At 67.6% G+C, this 23,950-nt stretch carries 20 protein-coding genes; 7 read left to right on the forward strand and 13 right to left on the reverse strand.

Annotated features, from left to right (window positions below; genetic code table 11):
* Positions 1-6 precede the first annotated feature (6 nt).
* Positions 7-1,602 carry a thioredoxin family protein gene (locus BDO18943_RS28360; protein ID WP_175024888.1) on the reverse strand — a complete coding sequence of 532 codons (1,596 nt, stop codon included), beginning with the start codon at positions 1,600-1,602 and terminating at the stop codon, positions 7-9.
* Positions 1,603-1,874: 272 nt separating this feature from the next.
* Entirely contained in the window at positions 1,875-2,375 is a 501-nt protein-coding gene (locus BDO18943_RS28365; protein WP_175024889.1) for a GNAT family N-acetyltransferase, read from the reverse strand.
* 581 nt (positions 2,376-2,956) lie between these two features.
* On the opposite strand from BDO18943_RS28365, the gene BDO18943_RS28370 reads away from it, so the two are divergent.
* The 3 genes from BDO18943_RS28370 (at position 2,957) to BDO18943_RS28380 (ending at position 6,997) form a co-directional block, all read left to right on the forward strand.
* The gene (locus tag BDO18943_RS28370; protein WP_175024890.1) at positions 2,957-5,308 is read left to right on the forward strand and encodes a phosphocholine-specific phospholipase C; all 2,352 of its coding nucleotides are present in this window, start codon (positions 2,957-2,959) and stop codon (positions 5,306-5,308) included.
* Positions 5,309-5,577: 269 nt separating this feature from the next.
* On the forward strand, positions 5,578-5,847 hold the full coding sequence (locus tag BDO18943_RS28375; protein WP_011353737.1) for a hypothetical protein: 270 nt from the start codon (positions 5,578-5,580) through the stop codon (positions 5,845-5,847).
* Positions 5,848-6,001: 154 nt separating this feature from the next.
* The gene (locus tag BDO18943_RS28380) at positions 6,002-6,997 is read left to right on the forward strand and encodes a DedA family protein/thiosulfate sulfurtransferase GlpE (RefSeq protein ID WP_175024891.1); all 996 of its coding nucleotides are present in this window, start codon (positions 6,002-6,004) and stop codon (positions 6,995-6,997) included.
* A 54-nt stretch (positions 6,998-7,051) separates the two neighbouring features.
* Here the strand turns inward: BDO18943_RS28380 and BDO18943_RS28385 are convergent, their stop codons facing one another.
* The 7 genes from BDO18943_RS28385 to BDO18943_RS28415 form a co-directional block, all read right to left on the reverse strand.
* Complete coding sequence (locus tag BDO18943_RS28385) at positions 7,052-8,512, reverse strand: OprD family porin (protein WP_043181196.1); 1,461 nt, start codon at positions 8,510-8,512, stop codon at positions 7,052-7,054.
* A gap of 165 nt (positions 8,513-8,677) precedes the next feature.
* Entirely contained in the window at positions 8,678-9,697 is a 1,020-nt protein-coding gene (locus tag BDO18943_RS28390; protein ID WP_175024892.1) for an ABC transporter ATP-binding protein, read from the reverse strand.
* Positions 9,694-10,686 carry an ABC transporter ATP-binding protein gene (locus BDO18943_RS28395; protein ID WP_043181200.1) on the reverse strand — a complete coding sequence of 331 codons (993 nt, stop codon included), beginning with the start codon at positions 10,684-10,686 and terminating at the stop codon, positions 9,694-9,696. Before BDO18943_RS28395 ends, BDO18943_RS28390 begins: the two co-directional genes overlap by 4 nt.
* A gap of 1 nt (position 10,687) precedes the next feature.
* A complete protein-coding gene (locus BDO18943_RS28400; protein ID WP_043181202.1) occupies positions 10,688-11,590 on the reverse strand; it encodes an ABC transporter permease in 903 nt (300 codons plus the stop codon).
* Positions 11,591-11,603: 13 nt separating this feature from the next.
* Positions 11,604-12,542, reverse strand: coding sequence for an ABC transporter permease subunit (locus BDO18943_RS28405; protein WP_175024893.1), 939 nt, complete (start codon positions 12,540-12,542; stop codon positions 11,604-11,606).
* A gap of 11 nt (positions 12,543-12,553) precedes the next feature.
* Positions 12,554-14,164 carry a peptide ABC transporter substrate-binding protein gene (locus tag BDO18943_RS28410; RefSeq protein ID WP_175024894.1) on the reverse strand — a complete coding sequence of 537 codons (1,611 nt, stop codon included), beginning with the start codon at positions 14,162-14,164 and terminating at the stop codon, positions 12,554-12,556.
* Positions 14,165-14,343: 179 nt separating this feature from the next.
* Positions 14,344-14,925 carry a cupin domain-containing protein gene (locus tag BDO18943_RS28415; protein ID WP_011353729.1) on the reverse strand — a complete coding sequence of 194 codons (582 nt, stop codon included), beginning with the start codon at positions 14,923-14,925 and terminating at the stop codon, positions 14,344-14,346.
* A 499-nt stretch (positions 14,926-15,424) separates the two neighbouring features.
* Here BDO18943_RS28415 and BDO18943_RS28420 point away from each other — a divergent pair, with 499 nt between their 5' ends.
* Entirely contained in the window at positions 15,425-16,945 is a 1,521-nt protein-coding gene (locus tag BDO18943_RS28420) for a peptide MFS transporter (protein WP_175024895.1), read from the forward strand.
* A 120-nt stretch (positions 16,946-17,065) separates the two neighbouring features.
* Positions 17,066-17,272: a hypothetical protein gene (locus BDO18943_RS42770; RefSeq protein ID WP_089451626.1), complete on the forward strand. Its 207-nt coding sequence runs from the start codon at positions 17,066-17,068 to the stop codon at positions 17,270-17,272.
* A 46-nt stretch (positions 17,273-17,318) separates the two neighbouring features.
* On the opposite strand, the gene BDO18943_RS28425 is transcribed toward BDO18943_RS42770, so the two are convergent.
* From BDO18943_RS28425 to BDO18943_RS28435, 3 genes are all read right to left on the reverse strand, one after another.
* The gene (locus BDO18943_RS28425; RefSeq protein ID WP_175024896.1) at positions 17,319-18,440 is read right to left on the reverse strand and encodes an OpgC domain-containing protein; all 1,122 of its coding nucleotides are present in this window, start codon (positions 18,438-18,440) and stop codon (positions 17,319-17,321) included.
* A 390-nt stretch (positions 18,441-18,830) separates the two neighbouring features.
* Positions 18,831-19,730: an EamA family transporter RarD gene (gene rarD, locus BDO18943_RS28430; protein ID WP_175024897.1), complete on the reverse strand. Its 900-nt coding sequence runs from the start codon at positions 19,728-19,730 to the stop codon at positions 18,831-18,833.
* Positions 19,731-19,746: 16 nt separating this feature from the next.
* Positions 19,747-20,043: an acylphosphatase gene (locus BDO18943_RS28435; protein WP_043181215.1), complete on the reverse strand. Its 297-nt coding sequence runs from the start codon at positions 20,041-20,043 to the stop codon at positions 19,747-19,749.
* Between the two features lie 176 nt (positions 20,044-20,219).
* Between BDO18943_RS28435 and hpnA the strand changes: the two genes are divergently transcribed.
* Both hpnA and BDO18943_RS28445 read left to right on the forward strand, forming a co-directional pair.
* Positions 20,220-21,227 carry a hopanoid-associated sugar epimerase gene (hpnA, locus tag BDO18943_RS28440; RefSeq protein WP_043181217.1) on the forward strand — a complete coding sequence of 336 codons (1,008 nt, stop codon included), beginning with the start codon at positions 20,220-20,222 and terminating at the stop codon, positions 21,225-21,227.
* A 108-nt stretch (positions 21,228-21,335) separates the two neighbouring features.
* A complete protein-coding gene (locus BDO18943_RS28445; protein WP_175024898.1) occupies positions 21,336-22,787 on the forward strand; it encodes a phage tail protein in 1,452 nt (483 codons plus the stop codon).
* Between the two features lie 106 nt (positions 22,788-22,893).
* On the opposite strand, the gene BDO18943_RS28450 is transcribed toward BDO18943_RS28445, so the two are convergent.
* On the reverse strand, positions 22,894-23,950 hold a 1,057-nt coding region (locus BDO18943_RS28450; protein ID WP_175024899.1), incomplete at its 5' end, for a glycosyltransferase.

The raw sequence follows: 23,950 nt of genomic DNA on the forward strand, positions 1-23,950 counted from the left end.
CGGATGCTATGCCTTGACCGGCTGGATCAGGCGCGCGCAGGCGCTTGCCTGCGGATCGCCGGCGGGCAGTTTCCCACAGATGCCGTCGAACTGCTTCGCGATCGACCTGACCGATGCATCGTGTGCGCCGCTGCCGCGCCAGCGGTTCAGCTGCGTGACGACCTTGGTCAACGCGCGCAGGTTCGCGCCGTAGAACGCGTCCCGGGTCTTGTCGGCCTGCGCGAGCACGCTCGCGGCAATCCCTTCGATGCGCGCCGAATCATCCGGCGCCAGTTCGACCGCATTCGCAAAATAGGTCGCACCCCAGCGCAGCTTCGTCGCCGGCCCGCTCGCCGCGTCGTATGCCTTGCGGTACCAGTCGAGCGCCGCGGCCTTGTCGCCACGCGCTTTCGCATTCGCGGCCAGCCCGGACATGAAGTAGTACGGGGTGGACGAACGCGGCAGCTCGGCCTTCAGCAACGCTTCCGACTCGCCGTACAGGCCCGCGTCGGTCAGCGTGTCCGCGCCTTCGCTGACGAGCGCCTGCCGCTCGTAGGCATTCGCGGCCCCCTGCACCGATGCGGCGATCTGCTTGCGCGCGGTATCGGCCAGCGCCGGCGCAGTCAGCGGCGCGCCCTTGTGCGCATCGCCGCGCGCGAGCAGCACGCGGCCGTGCAGCGCCATCAGCCGGTCGATCGACGACAGCGTGGTGTCCGTCGACAGCCGCGCAAGCGCCGCGTCGTATGCGCCGCGCAATTTCGCGCGCTGCGCATCGCCGCCGCCGAGATACGCGACCACGCGCGCGGGCGCCGCGACCAGCACGTCCGAATCGGCCCGCGACCATGCGGGATCCTGCAGCACCGTGCGCAGCGAATCGGCAAGCGCTGCCTTGTCGAGCGCGCCGGCCTGCGCCGGATCGTTGGACGCGGCGACCACGGCCGCCTTCAGCGCGAAGCGCGCCGATTCGGCCTTCGCGCCGGCCGCGCGCGCGCGTTGCGCGAGCGACTGCAGCGTCTCGGCGACGCGATCGGCCGGCACCGGCAGCGCACCGTCGGTGTCCCACGAATAGTCGGCCAGCAGGCGCCATTCGTCCGGCGTCAGCGATGCACCGTTCTTCAGCGCGGTCGCGAGCGTCTGCCGCACCGGATGCGCAGCCGTCATCCCGAGCGACAGCGCCTGCATGTAGCGGTCGAGATCGGCTTCGCCCGGCAGCCGCGTCACTTCGGTGCCGTCGGGTCGGAACAGGATCATCGTCGGATAGCCGTGCACCTTGAAACGCTCGCCGAGCTTCTGCGCGCTTTCGGTATCGCCGTCGAGATACACGGGCACGAAGAACGACGAGCGGGTCTTGAAGGCCTGCTGGCTGAAGATCGTCGACTTCACCTGGTTGCATGACGGACACCACACCGCGCCCCAGTAGAGCAGCAGCGGCTTGCCGGTACGCTTCGCCAACGCGAAGGCGGCGTCGACGTCGCCGTGCTGCCATGCGATGCCGGGCGGCAGATGCGCGCCGTCGGGCGATGCGCTCGTCACCGCGGCGCCCGTGGGCGTGGCAGCGGCAAACGCCGCACCCGCGGCGGCGAACAGGCAGGCGGCAGTCAGATTCCGTAGAGCGGATTTCATCGAAGCGGGTCCGTTGAAAGAGGCGGTTGCGGGGAGGTGCGGCGCGCGAAGCGATGGCTGTGATGCGTGAGCCATGAAGCGATGACGATGAAGCCAGCCGACGTGCAACGCCGCTCAGGATCGTTGCGGAAAAGCGCACGCCGGCCGAGGCGACCGGCAAATCGTTCAACGATACGACGGGTGCAGCCGGCAGAAAACGAATGAATTCTCGAATGAATATGACGCGCGGCCTCGCGGCCGCGCCTGCTGGCGGATACGCGTCGGCCGAGCCTTTACTGCCGTGCCTTGATCCGTGCCATGTGATACACGGACACATGCACGCCGTCGCGCAACGCATAACCCGGCGATTCGCCCTCGATCCGGAAGCCGTGCTTCTCGTAGAGCGCGATCGCCGCGCGGTTGTCGGTGAACACGGTCAGCTCGAGACGCGTGACGTTCAGCCAGTTTTCCGCGAGATCGATCGCGGCCGCAAGCAACCGGCTGCCGACACCGCGCCCGTGATACGCCGCATCGACCATCATGCCGAGCCCCGCCGCATGACGCCGGCGCGGATTCGGCTCGAGGTCCAGGCCGAGATGGCCGACCACGACGCCGTCGATTTCGGCGACAAGGCTCATGCCGCGCTCGCGCACGCCATCGAGCCGCTTCTGCCACTTCTCGAGCGACGGAAACGGATGCTGCAACGTATTCGCATACACCGCGGGATGCGCGGCGATCTGCCGGATCGCGTCGACGTCGTGCGTCTCGCTGTGCCGGATCTTGATGTCGGTCATGGGTGGGCCGGTTCCAAAAAGTCGCGCTGAAGGCGCGGACTGCGCGTACGCGCAGCAATGTGACGAGCTTATCCGATTTCACGCATTTGAAACATGGTCGTCACGCCGTCGCACGTCATGTTGCATCCGCAACGAACTTCGCCACGCGATTCGAATGGAATCCGGAAAATTATGACCGGTCACGCATGCGGAAATCGGTAATTCCCGACCTTTTTCAACCGTGCGTCGCGTCTGAACAAATCGTTGCGCACACAACGTCACGCAAGCGACATGCGATGTCATGTCTTCATCACGTCGACGTCACGTCGTCTCCCTAGACTGGGCGCCGCCCAGCCCGGCATGCGCCGGGCCGGCGTGTGCCGACACCCTGGCCCGCGCATCACGAGCGCGCGTCGCGCAGGATCGCGGCAACGGCCAAAGCATCTGCGCGCATCACGCATCGCGCGCGATGCGCGCACCTCCGCCCCATGCGGCCGATGCACCCGAACGCACACGCAGCGCGAATCGTCCCAGGGGGGGCGACGCACGGGCGCCACCAGACGAAGTCACGAACGCTCCCATCATCACAGGACCCGAACGCCATGACGTCACGCCGCAAATTCCTCCAGCAGACCGCCACTTCCGGCCTCGCCGCCGCCGCGCTGTCCGCGTTTCCGCCGAGCATCCGCCGTGCGCTCGCGATTCCCGCGTTTCACGAAACGGGGACCATCAAGGACGTGAAGCACGTCGTGCTGCTGATGATGGAGAACCGCGCATTCGACAGCTACTTCGGCACGTTCAAGGGCGTGCGCGGTTACGGCGACCGCTTTGCGGTGCCGTCGCCGAACGGCCGCAACGTGTTCTACCAGACGTACACGAAGCCGACGCCCGCCACCACCGTCACGCCGTATCACCTCGACGCGAGCCAGGGCAACGCCCAGCGCGCGGGCGGCACGCCGCACACATGGGCCGATGCGCAGGCCGCGTGGGACCACGGCCGGATGAACCGCTGGCCCGACGCGAAGACGCCGCTGTCGATGGGCTATTACGACGCGGCGGAAGTACCGTTCCAGCGCGCGCTCGCCGATGCGTTCACGCTGTGCGACCACTATCACTGCGGGATGCACACGGGCACGATCGCGAACCGCCTGTTCTACTGGAGCGGCACCAACGGCCCGAACGGCATCAGCCCGGCCGACGGCAGCCGCGTGAAGATCGCCGCGCTGAACAACCAGTTCAACGGCGGCAACGACATCGGCCCGTCGAGCCAGGGCTGGACCTGGACCACCTATGCCGACCGGCTGCAGCAGGCCGGCGTGAACTGGAAGGTCTACCAGAGCCTGATCGACAACTTCGGCTGCAACGAGATGATGAGCTTCCGCCACTGGCGCGCGGCGATCGAGCAGATGCCGCCCGCACGCCGGCCGGCGTACGTCGCATCGACGGACATCACGCAGCCGGTGACGGCGGCCGGCGCGTTCTACGACCCGGCGATCGACGATCCGCTGAGCCCGCTCGCGAAAGGCTTCGGCAACACGATGCCGTACGGCTTCCTCGAGTCGTTCCGCGACGACATCCGCAACGGCACGCTGCCCGAGGTGTCGTGGATCATCCCGCCGTCCGTGTACAGCGAACACCCGGGGCCGTCGAGCCCGGCGCAGGGCGGCTGGTACGTGCAGGCCGTGCTCGATGCGCTGACGGCGAACCCGGAGGTGTGGAGCAAGACCGTGCTGCTGGTCAACTACGACGAGAACGACGGCTTCTTCGACCACATGCCGTCGCCGGCCGTGCCGTCGCGCAACGCCGACGGCACGCTCGCGGGCGGCCATACGCTGGCGGCCGCCGACGTCGCCGCCGAGTACCACGACTTCACGCCGGCCACGGCGAGCCAGCCGGCGACCGACGGCCGTCCGTACGGCCCGGGCCCGCGCGTGCCGATGTGGATCGTGTCGCCGTGGAGCCGCGGCGGCTGGGTCAACTCGCAGGTGTTCGACCATACGTCGACGCTGCTCTTCCTCGAAAAGCGCTTCGGCGTCGCGGAGCCGCAGATCAGCGCCTACCGCCGCGCGGTGTGCGGCGACCTGACGAGCGCGTTCAATTTCCGCTCGCCGAACAACGAACCGCTGCCGACACTCGCGGGCCATACGACCAAAAGCCAGGTCGATGCGCTGAGCGCCGCACAGCAGGCCGCGCCGAAGATCGTGCCGCCGGCCGCACCGTCGCTGCCCGCGCAGGCCACCGGCGTGCGCCCGTCGCGCGCGTTGCCTTACGAACTGCATGCGAGCGCGCAGACCGATGCCGGCAGCGGCACGGTCACGCTGACGTTCGCGAACACGGGCCGCGCCGCCGCCGTGTTTCACGTCTATGACAAGCTGAATCTCGACCGCCTGCCGCAGCGCTACGCCGTCGAGCCGGGCAAGACGCTCCGCGGCGACTGGGCCGCGCGCGCCGACAATGGCGGTAAATATGACTTGTGGGTGCTGGGCCCGAACGGCTATCACCGCCGCTTCACCGGCGACCTGAGCCGCCTGGCCGGTGCTCGCGCGCCCCATCCGGAAGTGCGCGTCGGCTATGCGGGCGCGAGCGGCAGCCTCCACCTGCGGCTGCGCAACCACGGCGGCGGAACGGTGCGTTTCACCGTGAAGTCGAACCAGGTCTACGGGCCGCTGTCCAGCCGCGGCGCACACGACGATCGCGGACATGGCCAGGGTAACGAGGACGGCAACAGCCAGGGTCACGGCCACGATCGCGGCACCGGTACCACGTGGACGGTCACGGTGCGCGCCGGCGACCAGGCCGAACTGCACTGGCAGCTCGACTCGACCGGCCACTGGTACGACTTCATCGTCACCGCGGACAGCGACGCGAGTTTCTCGCGCCGCGTCGCCGGCCGCGTCGAAACCGGCCGCCACTCGGTCAGCGACCCGGCGATGGGGCTCGCCGACCGCTTCTGATACCGCCGCGGCGACACGCGTGGCACCGCGTGTCGCTGCCCGTGCCGGCCCGGCCGCGAACGGCGGTCAGGCGCCGGCCGCGGCCGCGCGCGATCCGTCTGAAACGCCCGCCCCGCGCGGCTCAAACATCAGAAGGATCCGTGGTTCAGCCCTCATTTCCCCCCACGAAAATGCTCCGAATTGCGGCCCGTTCGCGTTAAACTGCGTCAAGCTGTATTCAACAAAGACATCTTCGCCACTACGGCATCCACGATACGAGGATAGGTTCGATGCGCACTACCGGCTCATCCGGGGCAATGACCCTGCTCACCGAACACGACCCGGCCGACGGCCGCGAACTGCGCTCGCTCCGGCTCGAAGCGACCGGCGACGGCAAGAGCGTGCTGCTGATCGAGATCGACGAACGCAAGCCCGGCATCCATCGCGAAGTCCGTTACGAGATCACGCCGGCCGAACTGATCGCGGCGATCCGCTCGCACGGCGCCGAGCTCCCCGGCGAAAACCACGGCGCCGCATCGCTCGCCCGCACCTCCTCCTGATTTCGACCGGTGAGCCGCGCGCCAGGCGCCGGCTCACCGACATCTCCCTGCCGCCGTCAGGCGCTTTGCGTTATTCCCTCCGCCGACTTGAAAAAGGCCGATAATCGGCCCATCTGCGTGCTTTCCGCACGCGTTTCCTTTTCGGCCAGCCGTCATGCTCCTCCGTGACCTCGTCGCCCAATACGGGCCGCTTCTCGTCTTCGCCAACGTGCTCGCGGCGGCCATCGGGCTGCCGGTGCCCGCGATGCCGACGCTCGTGCTGTTCGGCGCGATGTCCGCGATGCATCCGGCGATGATCGGCTCGCAACTGGTCACGGTGGTCATGCTGTCGGTGCTCGGCGCACTGATCGGCGACACCGTGTGGTACCTCGCCGGCCGGCGCTACGGCGGCACGACGCTGAAGACGATCTGCCGGCTGTCGCTGTCGCGTGACAGCTGCGTGAAAAAGACCGAACGCTTCTTCGGCCGCTACGGCGTGCGCGTACTTGCAGTCGCGCGCTTCATTCCGGGGCTGTCGCTCGTGTCGGTGCCGATGGCCGGCGCGTTCGGCACGCGCTATCGCACGTTCGTCGGCTACGATGCGCTCGGCGCCGCGCTGTGGACGATCGTCGGACTGGTGGTCGGGCTGATGTTCGCTCGCCAGATCGACTGGCTGTTCGCTGGTGCGGGCCAGCTCGGCCGCGTGGCGCTGCTGGTGGCCGTCGCGGTGCTGGCGGTGTACGCGGCGATCCGCTGGATGCGCCGCCGCGCGCTGATCCGCCAGCTCGCGAGCGCGCGGATCGGCGTCGACGAACTCGACTCGCTGCTGCGCGATACGTCCGCGCCGGTGGTCCTCGACGTGCGCTCGCCCGAACACCGCAAGCTCGACCCGTTCACGATTCCCGGCGCGCAGTTCGCGGACGAGCGCCAGATCGGCGACATCGTCGCACGCTATCCGCTCACGCAGAAGTTCGTCGTGTATTGCTCGTGCCCGAACGAGTTCACGGCCGCGCTGATGGCGAAGCGCCTGCTCGACGCCGGCTTCACCGATGCGCTCGCGCTGCGCGGCGGCCTCGACGCGTGGCGCGACACGGGCCGCCAGCTCACGTCGCTCGTGGAAGACATGCCCGCTGCGAACGACCCGGTCGCGGGGCTGCACAAGCCGGCCTGATCGTTTCGATCGCAGGCCGGCCGTGCGAGGCGGGGGCGCATGCACCCCCTTCGATCAGAACGCGTGCAGCGGCAGGTTCACGACCAGACGGTACTCGGTGTTCGTCGCGTCCGAGTAGTGCGACGAACCGGCGTGCCACATCGCGATGAACGTGACCTTCGTGTCCTTCAGCTTGCCGCTCTGGAACGTGTACGACGGGATGAAGCCGAACTCGTGGTGACGGCCCTGCACCGGCGCGCCGTTGCTCCAGTAGATGCTCGACTTGCTCGGGTCGTTCGCCGCACCCGCGCTGCCGTCCGCACCCCAGCCCGTCACGCCCCAGACCATCGCCTTGAAGCCCGGCAGGCCCGCTTCCTTGCCGTAGAACGTGTAACGCAGCTGCAGCGACTTTTCGTGCGGCGCGTTGTAGTCGACGTCCATCGAGTTGGTCAGGAAGATGCCGTTCGTTTCGTTCAGGTAGTCGAAGAACTGGTCGCCGAGCACCTGCTGGAAGCCGAGCAGCAGCTCGTGCGGGCCATGCTGCGCGGCCAGCGACAGGCTGTATGCGTTGTTGTTGATCTTGCCTTGCAGCGCATCGCCCGTGTCGTGCGTCGAGTAGACGTTACCGAAGCCCGTCCACTTGATCGTCTGCGGGCTGCCGATGCTGTGCTTCACCGACGCGTAGTACTGGTGCCACACGTCGTCGGCCTGGTTCGCGTACAGCGCGACTTCGCCATTCGGCGAGTAATCCCACGTGCCGCCGACATACGACAGGCGATTGATGCGCGTGCCGCCGTATTGCGTCGTCAGGTTGGTGAGCGTCGTGTGACCGCGTGCATCGGTCTTCGTGAAGCTGCCGGCCTCGAGCATCACGTTCTTGAATTCATTGCTGACGAGAGTCGCACCGAGGAACGTCGGCGGCAGCGCACGGTTATCGTGCTGCTCCATGAACGGGTTGTCGACGGCCTGCAGACCGTACTTGACCACCGTGTTCGAGATGCGCGCCTTTACGTCGTAGATGCCGGGATAAGCCCATGCGAGCTGGTTGCCGCCACCGCCACCCTTCGCGATGTGCACCATGCTGCCGGCGCCCTGGCCGCCGTCGAGTTTCAGCGCCGCATACAGCGACGCGTCGAAACCGATACCGATCAGGCCCGTCGTATAGCCCGACTCGAAGTTCGCCATCGCCCCCTGGACCCATGCGTGGCGATGCGGCCCGCCCTTGGCATCGAGCACGTCCGCGTAGTTGCGGAACAGGAAGTTGAGATGGCTGTCGGCAATGAAGCCCTTCGACTGCGACTGGGCCGACGGCTCGTCGGGCGGCGTGACGGCCTGGTTCGCTTCGGCGTTGACAATGGCGTTCGGGGTCGTTGCCTGTGCAACGGTCGTGCCCGGTGCGGCCTGTGCGACCGTCAGCGGTGCGGGGGCCGCGTCGTCGGCGTGCGCGACGCCCGTCAGCGAGACACCGGCGAGTGCCGGCAGCCCCCATGCAAGCAGCATTTTCGATGCCGTCCCGATCGTCTTCTGTTTTTTCATCGTAATTCTCGTCTTGTGTTGATATCGTCCACGCCGGTTGCGATCCGCTCCCGGCCCCCCGGCGTGCCCGGCTAAGGACGCGCCTGTACCCGCGGCGCGAAGATCGTTCGCGCCGCACCTACCCCTGTTGACCAGCCTTGGTTATGTTTTCTGCGTCACTTCAGCTCACGCCACACCCGCGCGGATGCACGCGACACGCGCGGCCGACCCCTGCCGAACTTCCGGCAGCGGCACGTCCTGCGCGCACGCATCGATCGCGACCGGGCAGCGCGTGCGGAACGCGCAGCCGGACGGCGGGTTGAGCGGCGAGGGCATCTCGCCCGCCAGCAGCATTGGACGGCGAGCACGCTCGCGCGCCGGCTCCGGCGTCGGCGCCGCATCGAGCAGCGCCTTCGTGTACGGGTGCTGCGGCACGCCGTACACGTCATGCCGCGTGCCGAACTCCATCACGCGGCCGAGATACATCACGAGCACGCGCTGGCTGATGGCCTTCACCACCGCCAGATCGTGTGCAACGAACAGATAGGACAACGACAGTTCGCGCTGCAGGTCGCGCAGCAGGTTCACGATCTGCGCCTGGATCGACACGTCGAGCGCCGATACGGGTTCGTCGCAGATCACGAGCTTCGGCTCGCCGATCAGCGCGCGTGCGATGCCGACGCGCTGGCATTGCCCACCGGAAAATTCATGGGGATAGCGCAGCAGGTGATGCGCGTTCAGGCCGACACGTTCGAGCATCGTGACCACGCGGCGGCGCACCTCGGTGCGGCCGAGGCCGCCCTGATGCGTGACGAGCGGCTCCGCAACGACCTGCTCGATGGTCATGCGCGGATCGAGCGACGCGAGCGGATCCTGGAAGATCATCTGCACTTCGCGCCGCATCGTGGTGCCGCGCAGGTGATCGGGCGACACGGCATCGCCACGCCATTTCACCGTGCCGGCCGTCATCGGCACGAGGCCGATCAGCGCACGCGCGAGCGTCGACTTCCCGCAGCCCGATTCGCCGACGAGCCCGACCGTCTCGCCGCGCTTCACGTCGAACGACACGCCGTCGACGGCACGCAGCGTCCCTTTCGGCGACCACGGATAGCCGCCGAGCGGCACGCGGAAATGCACTTTCAGACCATCGACGGACAGCAGCGTGTCGTCCGTCGCGCCGGCATGGCGGCGTTCATTGACGCTCATCGCAGACCTCCCGTCAGATCGGCCACGGGACGGTGGCACGCGCGCACCGCGCCCACGGCGCCATAGGTTTCCAGCGCGGGGCGCGCCGCGCCGCAGCGTTCTTCCGCATACGTGCAGCGCTTCGCGAACGCGCAGCCGGCCGGCGCGGTGCCGGGCATCGGCGGATTGCCGGGAATCGCGACGAGCGGCGCATCGTCCGCGTCGGTCAAGCGCGGCAGCGCGTTGAGCAGGCCGATCGTGTACGGATGCGACGGCGCCGCGAAGATCGACTCGGCCGGCGCGTATTCGACGGTGCGGCCCGCATACATGACCATCACGTCGTCGGCGAGGCCCGCGACCACGCCCATGTCGTGCGTGATCAGCACGATCGCCGTGCCGCGCTCGCGGTTCAGCTCGCGCAGCAGGTCGATGATCTGTGCCTGCACGGTCACGTCGAGCGCGGTGGTCGGCTCGTCGGCGATCAGGATTTCCGGCTCGGACAGCAGCGCCATCGCGATCATCACGCGCTGGCGCATGCCGCCCGAGAACTCGTGCGGATACATGCGGATGCGGCGCGCCGCGTCGGGAATGCGCACCGATTCGAGCGCCTCGATCGCGCGCTTGGTCGCTTCCTTGCGCGACAGCTTGCGGTGCAGCTGCAGCGTCTCGGTCATCTGCCGCTCGATCGTCAGGAACGGATTGAGCGACGTCATCGGATCCTGGAAGATCATCGCGATCCGGTCGCCGCGCACCTTGTTCAGCGCACGCCCATCCATCTCGAGCAGGTTGTCGCCGCGATAGCGCGCGGCGCCGGTCGTCGCGCCGTTGCCGGCCAGCAGGCCGAGCAGCGCCATCACGGTCTGGCTCTTGCCCGAGCCCGATTCGCCGACGATGCCGAGCGTCTTGCCGGCTTCGAGCGAGAACGACACGCCGCTCACGGCGTCGACCGGCGGTGCGTCCTTGCGCGTGAAGCGCACGCCGAGGTTGTCTACTTCAAGTAGGGCTGCCATTTCAGCGATCCTTCGGGTCGAGCGCGTCACGCAGGCCATCGCCGACGAAGTTCACGCAGTAGAGCGTCACGCACAGCATGACGGCCGGGGCCAGCAGCAGCCACGGCATCGATTCCAGTTTCTGCGCGCCGTCCTGGATCAGCACGCCCCAGCTCGTCATCGGTTCCTGCACGCCGAGGCCGAGGAACGACAGCACCGATTCGGTCAGCACGATGCCCGGCACCGAGACCGTCGCGTACACGACGACCACGCCGAGCAGGTTCGGCACGATGTGGCGGAGCACGATCGATGCCGGCGACACGCCGATCGCGCGGGCCGCATCGACGAACTCGCGGTTGCGCAGCGACAACGTCTGGCCGCGCACGACACGCGCCATGTCGATCCACGAGAACGCGCTGATGGTCAGCACGACCAGCATGAACGAGCGGCCGAACAGGGTCATCATCAGGATCGCGATCAGCAGGTACGGGATCGCGTACATCATGTCGACGATGCGCATCATCACGGAGTCGACGCGACCGCCCGCGAAGCCCGCGGTCGCACCCCATGCGACGCCGAACAGGCCCGACACGAGCGTGCCGAGCAGGCCGACCTCGATCGACACGCGGCCGCCGATCAGCGTCCGCACCAGCAGGTCGCGGCCGAGCTCGTCGGTGCCGAACCAGTGCTGGTTCGCCCAGGTGGGCGCCAGGCTGATCGAGCCCCAGTCGCTTGCCGAAGGATCGGCCGCGAGCAGCCACGGGCCGACGAAACAGGCGAGCGTGATAAGCGCAAGCAGCACGAGGCTGAACACGGCCGCGCGGTTGTGAAGGAAGCGCGCCATCGCAAGCGCGAGCGGCGAGCGCGAACGCGGCGGCGAGTCGGTCTGCACGGGCAGGCCGACGACGGGAGTAGTCGGAGTCATCGCTGTGCCTCGCTCAATAACGGATGCGCGGATCGAGCCACGCATAAGCGAGGTCGACCAGCAGGTTGAACAGCACCGCGCAAACGGTCGTCAGCACGACGAGGCCGAGCACCAGCGTGTAATCGCGGTTGATGGCGCCGTTCACGACGAGCTGCCCGAGCCCCGGCAGCGCGAACACCGATTCGGTGACGACAGCGGCCGTGATCGACGTGATGCAGACCGTGCCGAACAGCGACACGACCGGCATCAGCGCGGGCTTCAGCGCGTGGCGCAGCACGATCGTCGAGCCCGGCAGGCCCTTCGCGCGCGCAGTGCGGATGTAGTTGCTCGACAGCGTCTCGATCATCGAGCCGCGCATCACGCGCGCGAGCAGCGACATGTTGATGAAAGTCAGCAGCACGATCGGCAGCAGCCGGTACCGCCAGCCGCCGTCGCCCCAGCCGCCCGCGGGCAGCCAGCCGTTGCCGGACGACGTCTTCAGCAGGATCGCGAAGATCCACACGAGGACGGGACCGAGCACGAACGGCGGGATGACGTTGCCGAAGTTGCCGATCAGCATCACGAAGCGGTCGATGAAGCTGTCGCGGCGCACGGCCGCGACGGTGCCGAGCAGCACGCCGAACACGATCGAGATCGGGATCGACACGCCGCCCACGCCGAGGCTCACGGGCAGCGCCTTCTTCACGAGATCGTTCACCGACCAGTCGACGTAGCGGAACGACGGGCCGAGATCGCCGTGCAGCAGCGCGTTCAGGTACAGCAGGTACTGCTTCCACAGCGGCTCGTCGAGGTGATACTTCGCGTTCAGGTTCGCGAGCGTGGCCGCGGACAGCTGCTTCTCCGTATCGAACGGGCCGCCGGGCGTGAAATGCAGGAGCAGGTAGCAGACGGTGACGACCGCGAGGATCGTCGGCACCGCCCACAACGTGCGCCTCAATGCGTAGGCCAGCATGATCGCTCCGCTCAGTGCTTGATCACGTACATGTCCTGCGAAGCACGCATGTCGATCACGTTCTTCAGCGAGTAGCCGCCGACGTATGACTTCACGAGACGGTCGGCCGTGTACTGGAACAGCGGCACCATCGGCGTGTCGTTCATCGCGAGATCGTGCGCCTGCGTGAGCAGCGCGGCGCGCGCCTTGTCGTCGAGCTTCTGGTTGCCTTCGTCGACGAGCGTGTCGGCCTGCTTGTTGCAATAGCCGACCGTGTTCTGCGAGCTGCCGCAGCGCAGCAGGTCGAAGAACGTCATCGCGTCGTTGTAGTCGGCGAACCAGCCGTCGCGCGCGACCTGCACCTTGCCGTCATGCCGCTGCTTCATCAGCACCTTGAACTCGACGTTCTCGAGCTTCGTGTTGACGCCGAGCTTCGTGCGCCATTCCGACGCGGTGAACAGCGCGACCTTCTTGTGCAGGTCGTTGGTGTTGTACGTCAGCGTGAACGAAAGCGGCTTCGCGTCCGAGTAGCCGGCCTGCTTCAGCAGGTTCTTCGCGGCCTCAACACGCTTGGCCATCGGCCACGATGCCCATTCCGGCGTGAACGGCTGCACGCCCTTCGTGCCGTTCGGCATCAGCCCGTACATCGGCTTCTCGCCCGACTGCGTGAGCTTCGACGTCAGCACGTCGCGATCGATCACCATCGACAGCGCCTGGCGGACGCGCTTGTCCTTCAGCGCCGCGTCGTTGTTGTTCAGGTAGTAGTAGTACGTCGCGAGCTGCAGGCCCGGGCGCAGGTCGCTGCCGAACTGCTTGCTGACCTGCGGGAAGATGCCCGACGGAATCGTGTACGTGTAGTCGACCTGACCCGCCTGGTACATGCGCATCGCGGTCTCGTCGCTCTCGATCGGCAGGTACGTGACCTTGTTGATCACGACCTTCGGCGCGTTCCAGTACTTGGCGTCCTTCGTCACAACGATGCGGTTGTTCGGCTGCCAGTCGACGAGCTGGTATGCACCGTTGCTGACCATGTTGCCCGGGCGCGTCCACGCGTCGCCGAACTTCGCGACGGCGTCCTTGCTCACCGGCACGAGCGGCGCCATCGCGGTCAGCTCGGGGAAGAACGCGACGGGCGCGTCGGTCGTCACTTCGAGCGTGTACGGATCGACGGCGCGCACGCCGAGCGTCGACGGCGCGGCCTTGCCCGCGATGATGTCCTTCGAGTTCTTCACGAACTCGACGAGGATCGTGTATTTCGAGCCCGTCTTCGGATCGACGAGGCGCTGCCACGAATAGACGAAATCGGCGGCCGTCACCGGCTGGCCGTTGCTCCACTTCGCGTCGTGGCGAAGCTTGAAGATCCACGTCGTCGGCGTCTTGCGTTCCCACGACAGCGCGACACCCGGCACGACCTGGCCGGCTGCGTCGATGCGGGCCAGCCCTTCGAACAGGTCGAGGCCGATCGTGTTGCCGGTCCACGACTCGATGTGCGCCGGGTCGAGCGACTCGACTTCGGCGGGCACCTGGCGCGTCAGGTCCTGTTGAGGAGCGAGCGCGACGTTCGACGGAACGGTAACGGCGTGGGCGACAGGCGTCAGGGCGAGCGCGGCCAGCACGGCCGACATGGCATGCAAGGATTTCATCGTGGCAGTCTTGAGAAGAGTTGTTCGGTGAGCGTTGCGCGGCGGATGCCGCGAATTACGCTTGAGACGCTGACGGGTGCAGCGATTGAGGAGGCCCGTGATTCTCGTATTGCATGTTAGTATTCCTTACGTTTCTTTCGACAGGTATTCCGTCTTCGAAACGAAGGAATACCTGTGCGTTAGAACAGCCTCGGTGTACCGACCCAGACCACCACCGACTCGATCTTCGCGGTGTTGACCCAGCTGTGCGGGACCGTCGACTGATAGTGCGAGCTGTCACCGGCCTGCAGGACGAACGTCTTGCCTTCCAGCGTCAGCGACACTTCCCCTTCAATCACATACAGGAACTCCTCTCCTGCATGTGTCGTCACCTCCGACCGCTTCTGCCCCGGCGGCATCCTCACGAGGATCGCCTCCAGCTGGCGCCCTTCGGATACGTTCGTCAGCCGCGCGAACAGGTTCGCCGAATCGGCAAACCCGAAGAAGCGCAGCTGCTCGCCTCGGCAAACCGAGCGTTCTTCACTCGGCGTATCCACAAAGTACTGCACCGTCACACCGAGCGCGTGCGCGATACCGGCCAACGATGTCAGCGACGGCGACGCGAGCCCGCGTTCGACTTGAGACAGAAACGGCTTCGAAATCCCCGCGGCGGTAGCGGTGTCGTCGAGCGTGCGCTTGAGTCGTTGACGCAACGCGCGAATCTTGCTGCCCAGTGCGGCGGTAGCGTTTGCAGACCGCGAGTTTTCAGTGGGGGGAACCATAGCAGGCCGAAAAGTGATCGTCAAAAAATGTTTGATGGAAAATAACTAAGTTAGAACGATATAGCTTAGTCTTCGGGTTCGCTCACGTCTTCGGTGTTGAGCCCGGTGCACTAAACGGGACACGAAGCGAGCGAAATGACGCGCTATCTTGCCAGACTCGCCGGCTTCACAGGCAAGCTGCAAGCGGCTCTCCGGGAATCTTCGGAGGGCCGGCACGAAAGCTTACAACTAGATGATGAGACGAATGTTCCTGAAAGCTACTGCCACATTGGGAGTTTCCCTAGGTGGCAGATACCTGACGCACCGGACCGGCAGCCGTTACCATGCGCGCGCCGGTCGGGGCCCCTCCCCGCCACATCAGGCGGTGTCCGACCCCGGCCCGGGCTAACCGCCCGACTGTTCCATCGCCAGCACGAAGCCTACCCGGCCCATTGTGCACCGGCTCCAGTTCGACCCCAAGACGACGCGCGATCCGTGCCGTCCGTTTCAACCGAGATTGATGATGCAACCACCTGTTTCACAAACCCGATCGTTCACGACGGTCTTCCTCATCGAAATGTGGGAGCGCTTCGGCTACTACGGCATGGCCGCGCTCCTGGTCCTCTTCATGGTCGACCGGCTCGGTTTCACCGACAGCCATGCGAACCTGACCTGGGGTGCGTTCACCGCACTCGTCTATGCGGCACCGTCGATCGGCGGCTGGATCGGCGACAAGGTGCTCGGCGCCCGTCGCACGATGATCATCGGCGCGTCCGTGCTGTGCGCCGGCTACCTGATGCTCGCGTTTCCGAACGATCACCTGACGTACATGTACGCGTCGCTCGGCGTGATCGTCGTCGGCAACGGCCTGTTCAAGGCCAACGCGGCGAACCTCGTGCGCCGCATCTATGAAGGCGACGACGCGCGCATCGACAGCGCGTTCACGATCTACTACATGGCGGTCAACATCGGCTCGACGGTGTCGATGCTCGCGACGCCGTGGATCAAGGATCACTGGGGCTGGCACGCCGCGTTCGCGGTCTGCTGCGGCGGCATGCTGTTCGCGATCCTCAACTTCATGCTGATGCATCGCACGCTCGCGCATGTCGGCTCGAAGCCGGACGACGAACCGATCCGCTGGAAGCGCCTCGGCGCGGTCGCGCTCGGCGGCGTCGGGCTCGCACTGATCACGCTGTACGTGCTGCAGCACAAGCAACTGGCGGTCGCCAGCGTGTGGACGGCAGCGTTTGCGATCCTCGCGATCTTCGCGTACATGATCGCGAAGTCGGAGCGCTCGGAGCGCGCAGGCCTGATCGCGGCGCTCGTGCTGATCGGCCAGGTGATCCTGTTCTTCATCTTCTACGTGCAGATGTCGACGTCGCTGACGCTGTTCGCGCTGCGCAACGTGGATCCGCGCTTCATGCTGTTCGGCACGACGCTGTTCACGTGGAGCGCCGCGCAGTTCCAGGCGCTGAACCCGATCTGGATCATGCTGCTGAGCCCGGTGCTCGTGTGGGTCTACAACACCGTCGCGAAGGGCGGCCGTGACCTGCCGGTCGCCGCGAAGTACGCGCTCGGCTTCGGCGCAGTGGCCGCGGGCTACCTGGTGTTCACGATCAGCGGCCGCTACGCGATCGATGGCCGTGTGTCGTCGTGGTTCATGGTGTGGGGCTACGGCCTCTACTCGCTCGGCGAACTGCTGGTGAGCGGCCTCGGCCTCGCGATGATCGCCCGCTACGTGCCGGCGCGCATGAGCGGCTTCATGATGGGTGCGTATTTCGTCGCAACGGGCGTGTCGCAGTATCTGGGCAGCGTCGTCGCGAACTTCGCGCAGATGCCGTCGCACGAACTGCCGGCCACCGAATCGCTGCCGCTGTACCTGTCGCTGTTCGAGAAGCTCGGCTGGCTCGCCGCGATCGGCATGGTGCTCGCACTGCTGCTGCTGCCGCTGATGAACCGCCTGTCGCGCCAGCACCAGCGTTGTGCAGAAGAGCGCCGCGAAGAAGCGCTGCAGGCGCAGGGCGTCGCCGCCGCGCAGTAAGTACTATCCCTCGGCGTGCGGCCTGCACGCCACATTCTCCCGCCAGGCACGCGAACGCGTCCTACACTGGTTGCAGGAAGCGCATCCGCTTCGCGAGATGCGCACTGGCGGGAGAAGACAATGAAAAGCAAAACAACACGGCTCTTGAGGATACTGTCGGACATCCGGCACGCTCAGCGCTGCACCGCGATACGCGCCGCGCGAGCCGCGGCTGAAGCCGACGCGGTACTCGCGGAACGCGACGATCCGGCGCCCGACGAACGCGACGACGCCGAATCCGACGACGCCACCGCCGTTCCCCGCTCCCGTATCAGCTCACCTCACTGACGCCGCGCGGCACATTCCGTGCCGCACGCGCCGCCTCCCGTGCCGCTCACGCGGCCGCGCTGCGCCACCGCGCGATCCACGTTCCCGAACCGGCCACGGCCATCATCAGTCCGAGCGCGCACGCGTCGGCCACGAGGCCCACGCCGACATGCCGCAGATCGGCGCTGCGCACGACCGGATGCAGCAGCGAATCGATGACGAGCGAAATCGCCGCGCCCGCGACGAAGCAGATCAGCCCGCGCTGGCCCACGGCCACGACGGGCCGCACGCCCTGCGCGATCCGCGCGATCCAGCCGAAGCGCACGCAATCGGCCATCAGCCACGCGATAGCCGCGAAGCTCACGACGCGCGGCAGCGCGAGATCGCGCTTGAACACGCCCTCCGGCAGCGGCAGCCCCGAGAACAGCTTGTAGCTCGCGCAACCGAGCACGACCGCGCACGCGACACCCGTCGCGGCCGCGCCCCAGCGCCCCAGCGCGATGTGCCGGTAGAACGGCTGGCAGCGCGCGAGCACGCCGGCGACGAACATCAGTTGCCACGCGAACGGATTGAAACTCCAGCGGAATCCGTCGGTATCGAGCAGCTCGGGGCCGAGCCAGCCCGCCGCGATCCACGACGCGACGCTGAACGCGACGAGCAGCCACGGATGCCGGCGCGCGAACGGCACGAGCACCGGCGACGCGAGCGCGAACAGCACGTACATCGGCAGCACCGAGGCGAGATAGGGCTGGCGCTGGAACGTCAGCAGCTCGGCTGCGCCCGTCAGCGGCGACGCGAGCATCACGCTGACGTCGTCGAGCGCGAGGTTCGGCGCATCGATCCCGTAGTGGTCGAGCGCGGCCGACACGACGAGCATCAACGTCGAGGTCGCGAGAAACGCGCGGTAGATCTGCATCGCGCGGCGCACGAACCGCTTTTGCGCGGCGCGCGCGCCGTGCCGCTCGGCGATCGCGCCATAGGCGCTCGCGGTCGCGAAGCCGCCGAGAAAGACGAAGACCTCGGCCGCGTCGCACAGCGCGAACGCGTGCAGCGTGACGCGCGACAGCACGCTCGCGCCGATGTGATCGACGACGATCATCAACAGCACGACGCCGCGGAAGAAATCGACTTCGATCAGGCGGCCGCTGCGCGACGGCTGAACCGTGGCGGGCGGCACGCTCAACGACATGAGCGCACCCGCACGACGGCGGTGCCGAACGCACCGGGGATTGGATCGAGAAGGAGAAGGCGAGCGGGATCAGCCGCGATACGCGTATGCCCGCATCGCGCCAACCCGGCCGGCCAGGCACGGAGATGACCGTTCATTGAAAGGCTGCATACGAAGGGAAGTCGGTGAGGCCAGTCTAATGGCCGATCAGGGGAGACCCTAAGTAACAAAGTGCAACCGAATCTTCTGTTCGATTACAGGCGCGCGCCCGATGGGACGAAACAGGCAGCGTCGCCAGACTCACGTCAGCGCGACGCCAGTTCGCGGTCAGCGTCGATGAATTCGACCGCTGCGCGAAGGCCATGCGATGCGCGGCACGTTCCGTGCGCCGCCACGCATCGCGACCGGCGCTTAGCCGCGCGCGGGCAGACGCCGCATCAGCATGGCGCTGTGCCACGCGGTCAGCGCAACGGCGACCCAGATCGGCCCGTACGTCGCGAGCTTCGCGACGCTCAGCGTCTCGCCCAGCAGCAGCAGCGACACCGCGACGAGCAGCACGGGCTCGACGTAGCCGAGAATCCCGAACAGCGCCATCGGCAGCATCCGGCTCGCCTTCAGGTAGCTCGCGAGCGCGAGCGTGCTGAGCACGCCGAGCCCCGGCAGCAGCGCGGCCCACAACACCGGATGGTCGGCCACGCGCGTCGTGCTCGTCGCGACCATCGCGAACGCGATCGGACACAGCAGCGCGATCTCGACCGCGAACGCGGCGAGCGAATCGGCGTTGATCCGCCGGCGCAGCACGAAATAAGGCGGATAACCGAGCGCGACGACGAGCGTCGGCCACGCGAACGCGCGCGTCGCCCACACTTCGTGCGCGACGCCGAGCGCGGCGCACGCGACCGCCGCCCATTGCAGCGGATCGAGCCGTTCGTGATAGTAGAAGCGGCCGACGAGCACCATCGTCAGCGGCAGCAGGAAATAGCCGAGCGACACTTCGAGCATGCGGCCGTGCAGCGGCGCCCACAGGAACAGCCACAGCTGTACGCCGAGCAGCGCGGCGCTCACGGGCAGCGCAATCAGCAAACGCCAGTCGCGCACGCTGCGCCGAAAGAGCTCGACGAGCGCCGGCCAGCGGCCGCGCAACGCAATCAGCGCGAGCGCGCCCGGCGCGGTCCACAAGACGCGCCACGCGAAGATGTCGAGCCCCGTGAGCGGCGCGAGCAGTTTGGCGTAGGCGGACATCAGCGCGAACAGCATCGACGCCGTCACCGACAGCATGAGGCCGCGCCCGGCCTCCGGATACCCCGTCATGATCGTTCTGTGCCTCTTACTGCTGCTGGAAGCGATCGAAGCGCCTTTCGGTCTGACGTTCCTCGAACGTCACTTCGGTCACGCGCGCGGCCGGCGGCCCGTGACGCAGCCACGCGAGCATCCGGTCGATCTGTGCGCCGGGGCCCTGGATCATCGCCTCGACGGTGCCGTCCTCGAGATTCGCGACCCAGCCGCGCAGCTTCAGCGCATGCGCCTCGCGCACCGTCGCATGACGGAAGCCGACGCCCTGCACGACGCCGCGCACCCGCACGTAGTAGGTCTCGATCCGTTCGTCGTGTTCATTGCGGCTCATCGCGTCGCCCTCCCGTTGCATTCAAGCCCGGCATTGTAGTCGCGTCGGCCGCTTCGCACACGGGCCGGGGCCGGCTCACCGCCGTCACGGCCTGGCGTCGCCGCGCGTGCCGACCACGTACAATCTCGCCGATGCTCAACCGCCGCGCCGCTCGCGCGCGGCCCCGAAGGAAACGCATGACTGATACCTCCCGCGATCTCGTTCTCGTCACCGGCGCGTCCGGTTTCGTCGGCTCGGCCGTCGCGCGCATTGCGCAGCAGAAAGGCTATGCGGTGCGCGTGCTCGTGCGCTCGACCAGCCCGCGCACGAACCTGGCGGATCTCGACGCCGAGATCGTCACCGGCGACATGCGCGACGAGGCGTCGATGCGCGCCGCGCTGCGCGGCGTGCGCTACCTGCTGCACGTCGCGGCCGACTACCGGCTGTGGGCGCCCGATCCCGACGAGATCGAGCGTGCGAACCTCGAGGGCGCGGTCGCGACGATGCGCGCGGCACGCGCGGAAGGCGTCGAGCGGATCGTCTACACGAGCAGCGTCGCGACGCTGAAGGTGACGAGCGCCGGCGATCCGTCCGACGAAAACCGGCCGCTCACGGCCGAGCAGGCCATCGGCGTCTACAAGCGCAGCAAGGTGCTCGCGGAACGCGCGGTCGAGCGGATGATCGCCGACGAAGGGCTGCCGGCCGTGATCGTCAATCCGTCGACGCCGATCGGCCCGCGCGACGTGAAGCCGACGCCGACCGGCCGCATCATCGTCGAGGCCGCGCTCGGCAAGATTCCCGCGTTCGTCGACACGGGGCTGAACCTCGTGCACGTCGACGACGTCGCGCACGGCCACTTCCTCGCGCTCGAGCGCGGCCGGATCGGCGAGCGCTACATCCTCGGCGGCGAGAACCTGCCGCTGCAGCAGATGCTCGCCGACATCGCGCAGATGACGGGCCGCAAGCCGCCGACGATCGCGCTGCCGCGCTGGCCGCTCTACCCGCTCGCGGTCGGCGCCGAAGCGGTCGCGAAGTTCACGAAGAAGGAGCCGTTCGTCACCGTGGACGGGCTGCGGATGTCGAAGAACAAGATGTATTTCACGTCCGCGAAAGCCGAGCGCGAGCTCGGCTACCGTGCGCGCCCGTACCGCGAAGGGCTGCGCGATGCGCTCGACTGGTTCGGCTCCGCGGGCTACCTGAAGTAACACAAAGCGGCGTGCTTCACGCCGCTTTGCGCACTTTGTTACACGTCCCACGCGGCCCGGTACCGGCGCAGCGGTTAAAATCGCGGGTCTTACGCAGAGAAGACACGCATGAACCTGAACGATCAGATCGCTTCGCTCACCATGGGCGTCGATCAGCTCCTCCACGATCACCACGCCGCGCAGCAGGCGGCCCGCAGCGCGGAAGCCTTCGCGCGCGCCGCAGCAGCGGAAGCCCAGGCGGCCGCAGAACGTCACGCCGCCGCGGAAACCGAAGCGCAGGCCGCCGCGCAACGCCACACGGCCGCCGCCGCCGAGGCCGAGGCCGCGCAGCAGCGCCACGCCAGCGCGACCGCCGAAGCCGAAGCCGCCTCCCAGCGCCATACCGATGCCACCGCGCAAGCCGAAGCCGCGTCGCAACGCCATGCGGAAGCCACTGCGCTGACCGAAGCGCTCGCACAGCGTCACGCGGATGCCGAAGCCGCGTCGCAGCGCCACGCGGCAGCGATCGCCGAAGCCGAGGCCGCCGCGCAGCGTCATCACGCGGCAGCAACGGACGCCGATGCGGCCGCGCAGCGCCATGCGACCGCGACCGTCGAAGCCGAGGCAGCTGCGAAGCGTCACGCGGAAGCGACCGCCGAAGCCGAAGCGGCCACGCAGCGTCACGCGGAAGCGATCGCCGAAGCCGAAACCGCCGCGCAGCGCCACACGGCTGCAATCGCCGAAGCCGAAGCGCTCGCGCAGCAGCACACGCAGGCGATCGCGGAAACGCAGGCCGCCGCGCAGCGTCATGCCGACGCGACCGCCGAGGCCGAAGCCGTCACGCAGCGCCATACCGAAGCGATCGCGCAGGCCGAGGCCGCCGCACAACGCCACGCCGACGCCACCGCGCAAGCCGAGGCGCTCACGCAGCGCCACACCGAAGCGATCGCACAAGCCGAAGCGGCTGCGCAGCACCACGCGAAGGCCATCGCCGACGCCGAGGCGCTGGTCGAGGCCGTCGTCAAGGAAGCCGCGACGAACGCCGTTGCCGCCACCGCCATTGCTGCGGAAGTCGTCGAACCTGCGCCGGCCGGCACGCCGGCGGCGGAGCCGGCCGTGATCGCGCCCGCGCCGGCTGCCGCCGCAACGGTCGAAGCAGCGACCGACGCCGAAACGGCCATCGTCGCGACGGCGCAAGCCGAAACGCCGGTTGAAGCCGAAGCCATCGCCGGCGCGCTGGTCCCGGCCCCGGCCGACAAATCGACGCTGCACGTGTCGCGTCCGACGCAGAACGAACTCACGCTGACCATCAACGGCGAATCGATCACGCTGCATCCGGAGCAACTGAGCCAGCTGATCGAGGAACTCGCGCATGCGCGCGCGTCGATGCAGCCGGAGCCGCCGCCCGGCATCCCGGCCGGCTGGCGCTTCGTGACGACGAAGAACCCGATGATGGCCGTGCAGAAGCAGACGAACGGCGACCGCCTGCTGGTGGCCCGCCACACGGGCTACGGCTGGGTGCCGTTCACGTTCTCGCCGGACGTCGTGGTGCAGATGTACATGATGCTGACCCAGCGCTAAGCACCGGCAAGCCGCCCCGCCGAAAACGAAACAGCCCGACCGGTTCGCACCGATCGGGCTGTCTGTTTTCTTCCGGCTACCGGGAGGAGCGCCTCCCGGCTAACGCTCAGCGATCCACCGGCGCTTGCACGCGCGCCTTCCACTGGCCGCCCTTGCCGCGCCAGTAGCGCCACGCGGACGCGAACGTCGCGCCGACGTAGAACAGCGCGACGAGCGGCAGCGCCGGCGCCCACAGCGGCGAGCGCCGGTAATAGCGCAGCATCGGCGCATACGCGGCGCACATCGACGCCCACGCGAGCCACGCCGGCCATGCGCGCGCGCCGTACGCGAGCGCCGCGGCGGGCGGCACGAGATAGATGATCGTCATCCCGAGCAGCGTGCCGGCCAGCAGCAGCGGCGAATAGTGCAGCTGCGTGAACGCGGTGCGCGCGATCATGTTCCAGATGTCGCGCCAGCTGTCGTACGGGCGCAACGACACGCTGCGGTCGGCCAGGTCGAGCCGGATCGGATGGCGGCCTTCGCCGCGATGCTTGATCTGCGCGGCGAGGCTGCAGTCGTCGATCAGCGCGCCGCGGATCGACTCGATGCCACCCGCTTCCTCGAGCGCCGTGCGCTTGACGAGCATGCAGCCGCCCGCGGCGCCGGCCGTCCGGTTACGCGGGTTGTTGATCCACGAGAACGGGTAGAGCTTCGCGAAGAAGAACACGAACGCCGGGATCAGGGCCTTTTCCCAGAACGAATCGCAGCGCAGCCGCACCATCAGCGACACGAGATCGCGGTTCTCGGCCTGCGCACGCGTGACGAGCTGCGCGACGGCGTCGGGCGGATGGCCGATGTCGGCATCCGTCAGCAGCAGGTAGTCGGCCGGCAGGCCGAGCGTCTGCACCGCGGCGATCCCCTGCGACTGCGCCCACACCTTGCCCGACCAGCCGGCCGGCAGCGGCTTGGCGGTCAGCACCGTCAGCCGGTCGGCGCGGTTGATCGCGAGCGCGGCCGCGCGGGCCGCGTCGGCGGTGCCGTCGTCGCTGTGGTCGTCGACAATGATCAGATGAAAATCGCCCGGGTAATCCTGCTCGAGCAGCGAAGTCGCCGCCCGGGCGATCACGTCGGCCTCGTTGCGCGCCGGCACGACCGCGACGACGGCCGGCCAGCCGGCCTCGGCC

The sequence above is a fragment of the Burkholderia aenigmatica genome (assembly GCF_902499175.1).
Taxonomy (GTDB): Bacteria; Pseudomonadota; Gammaproteobacteria; order Burkholderiales; family Burkholderiaceae; genus Burkholderia; species Burkholderia aenigmatica.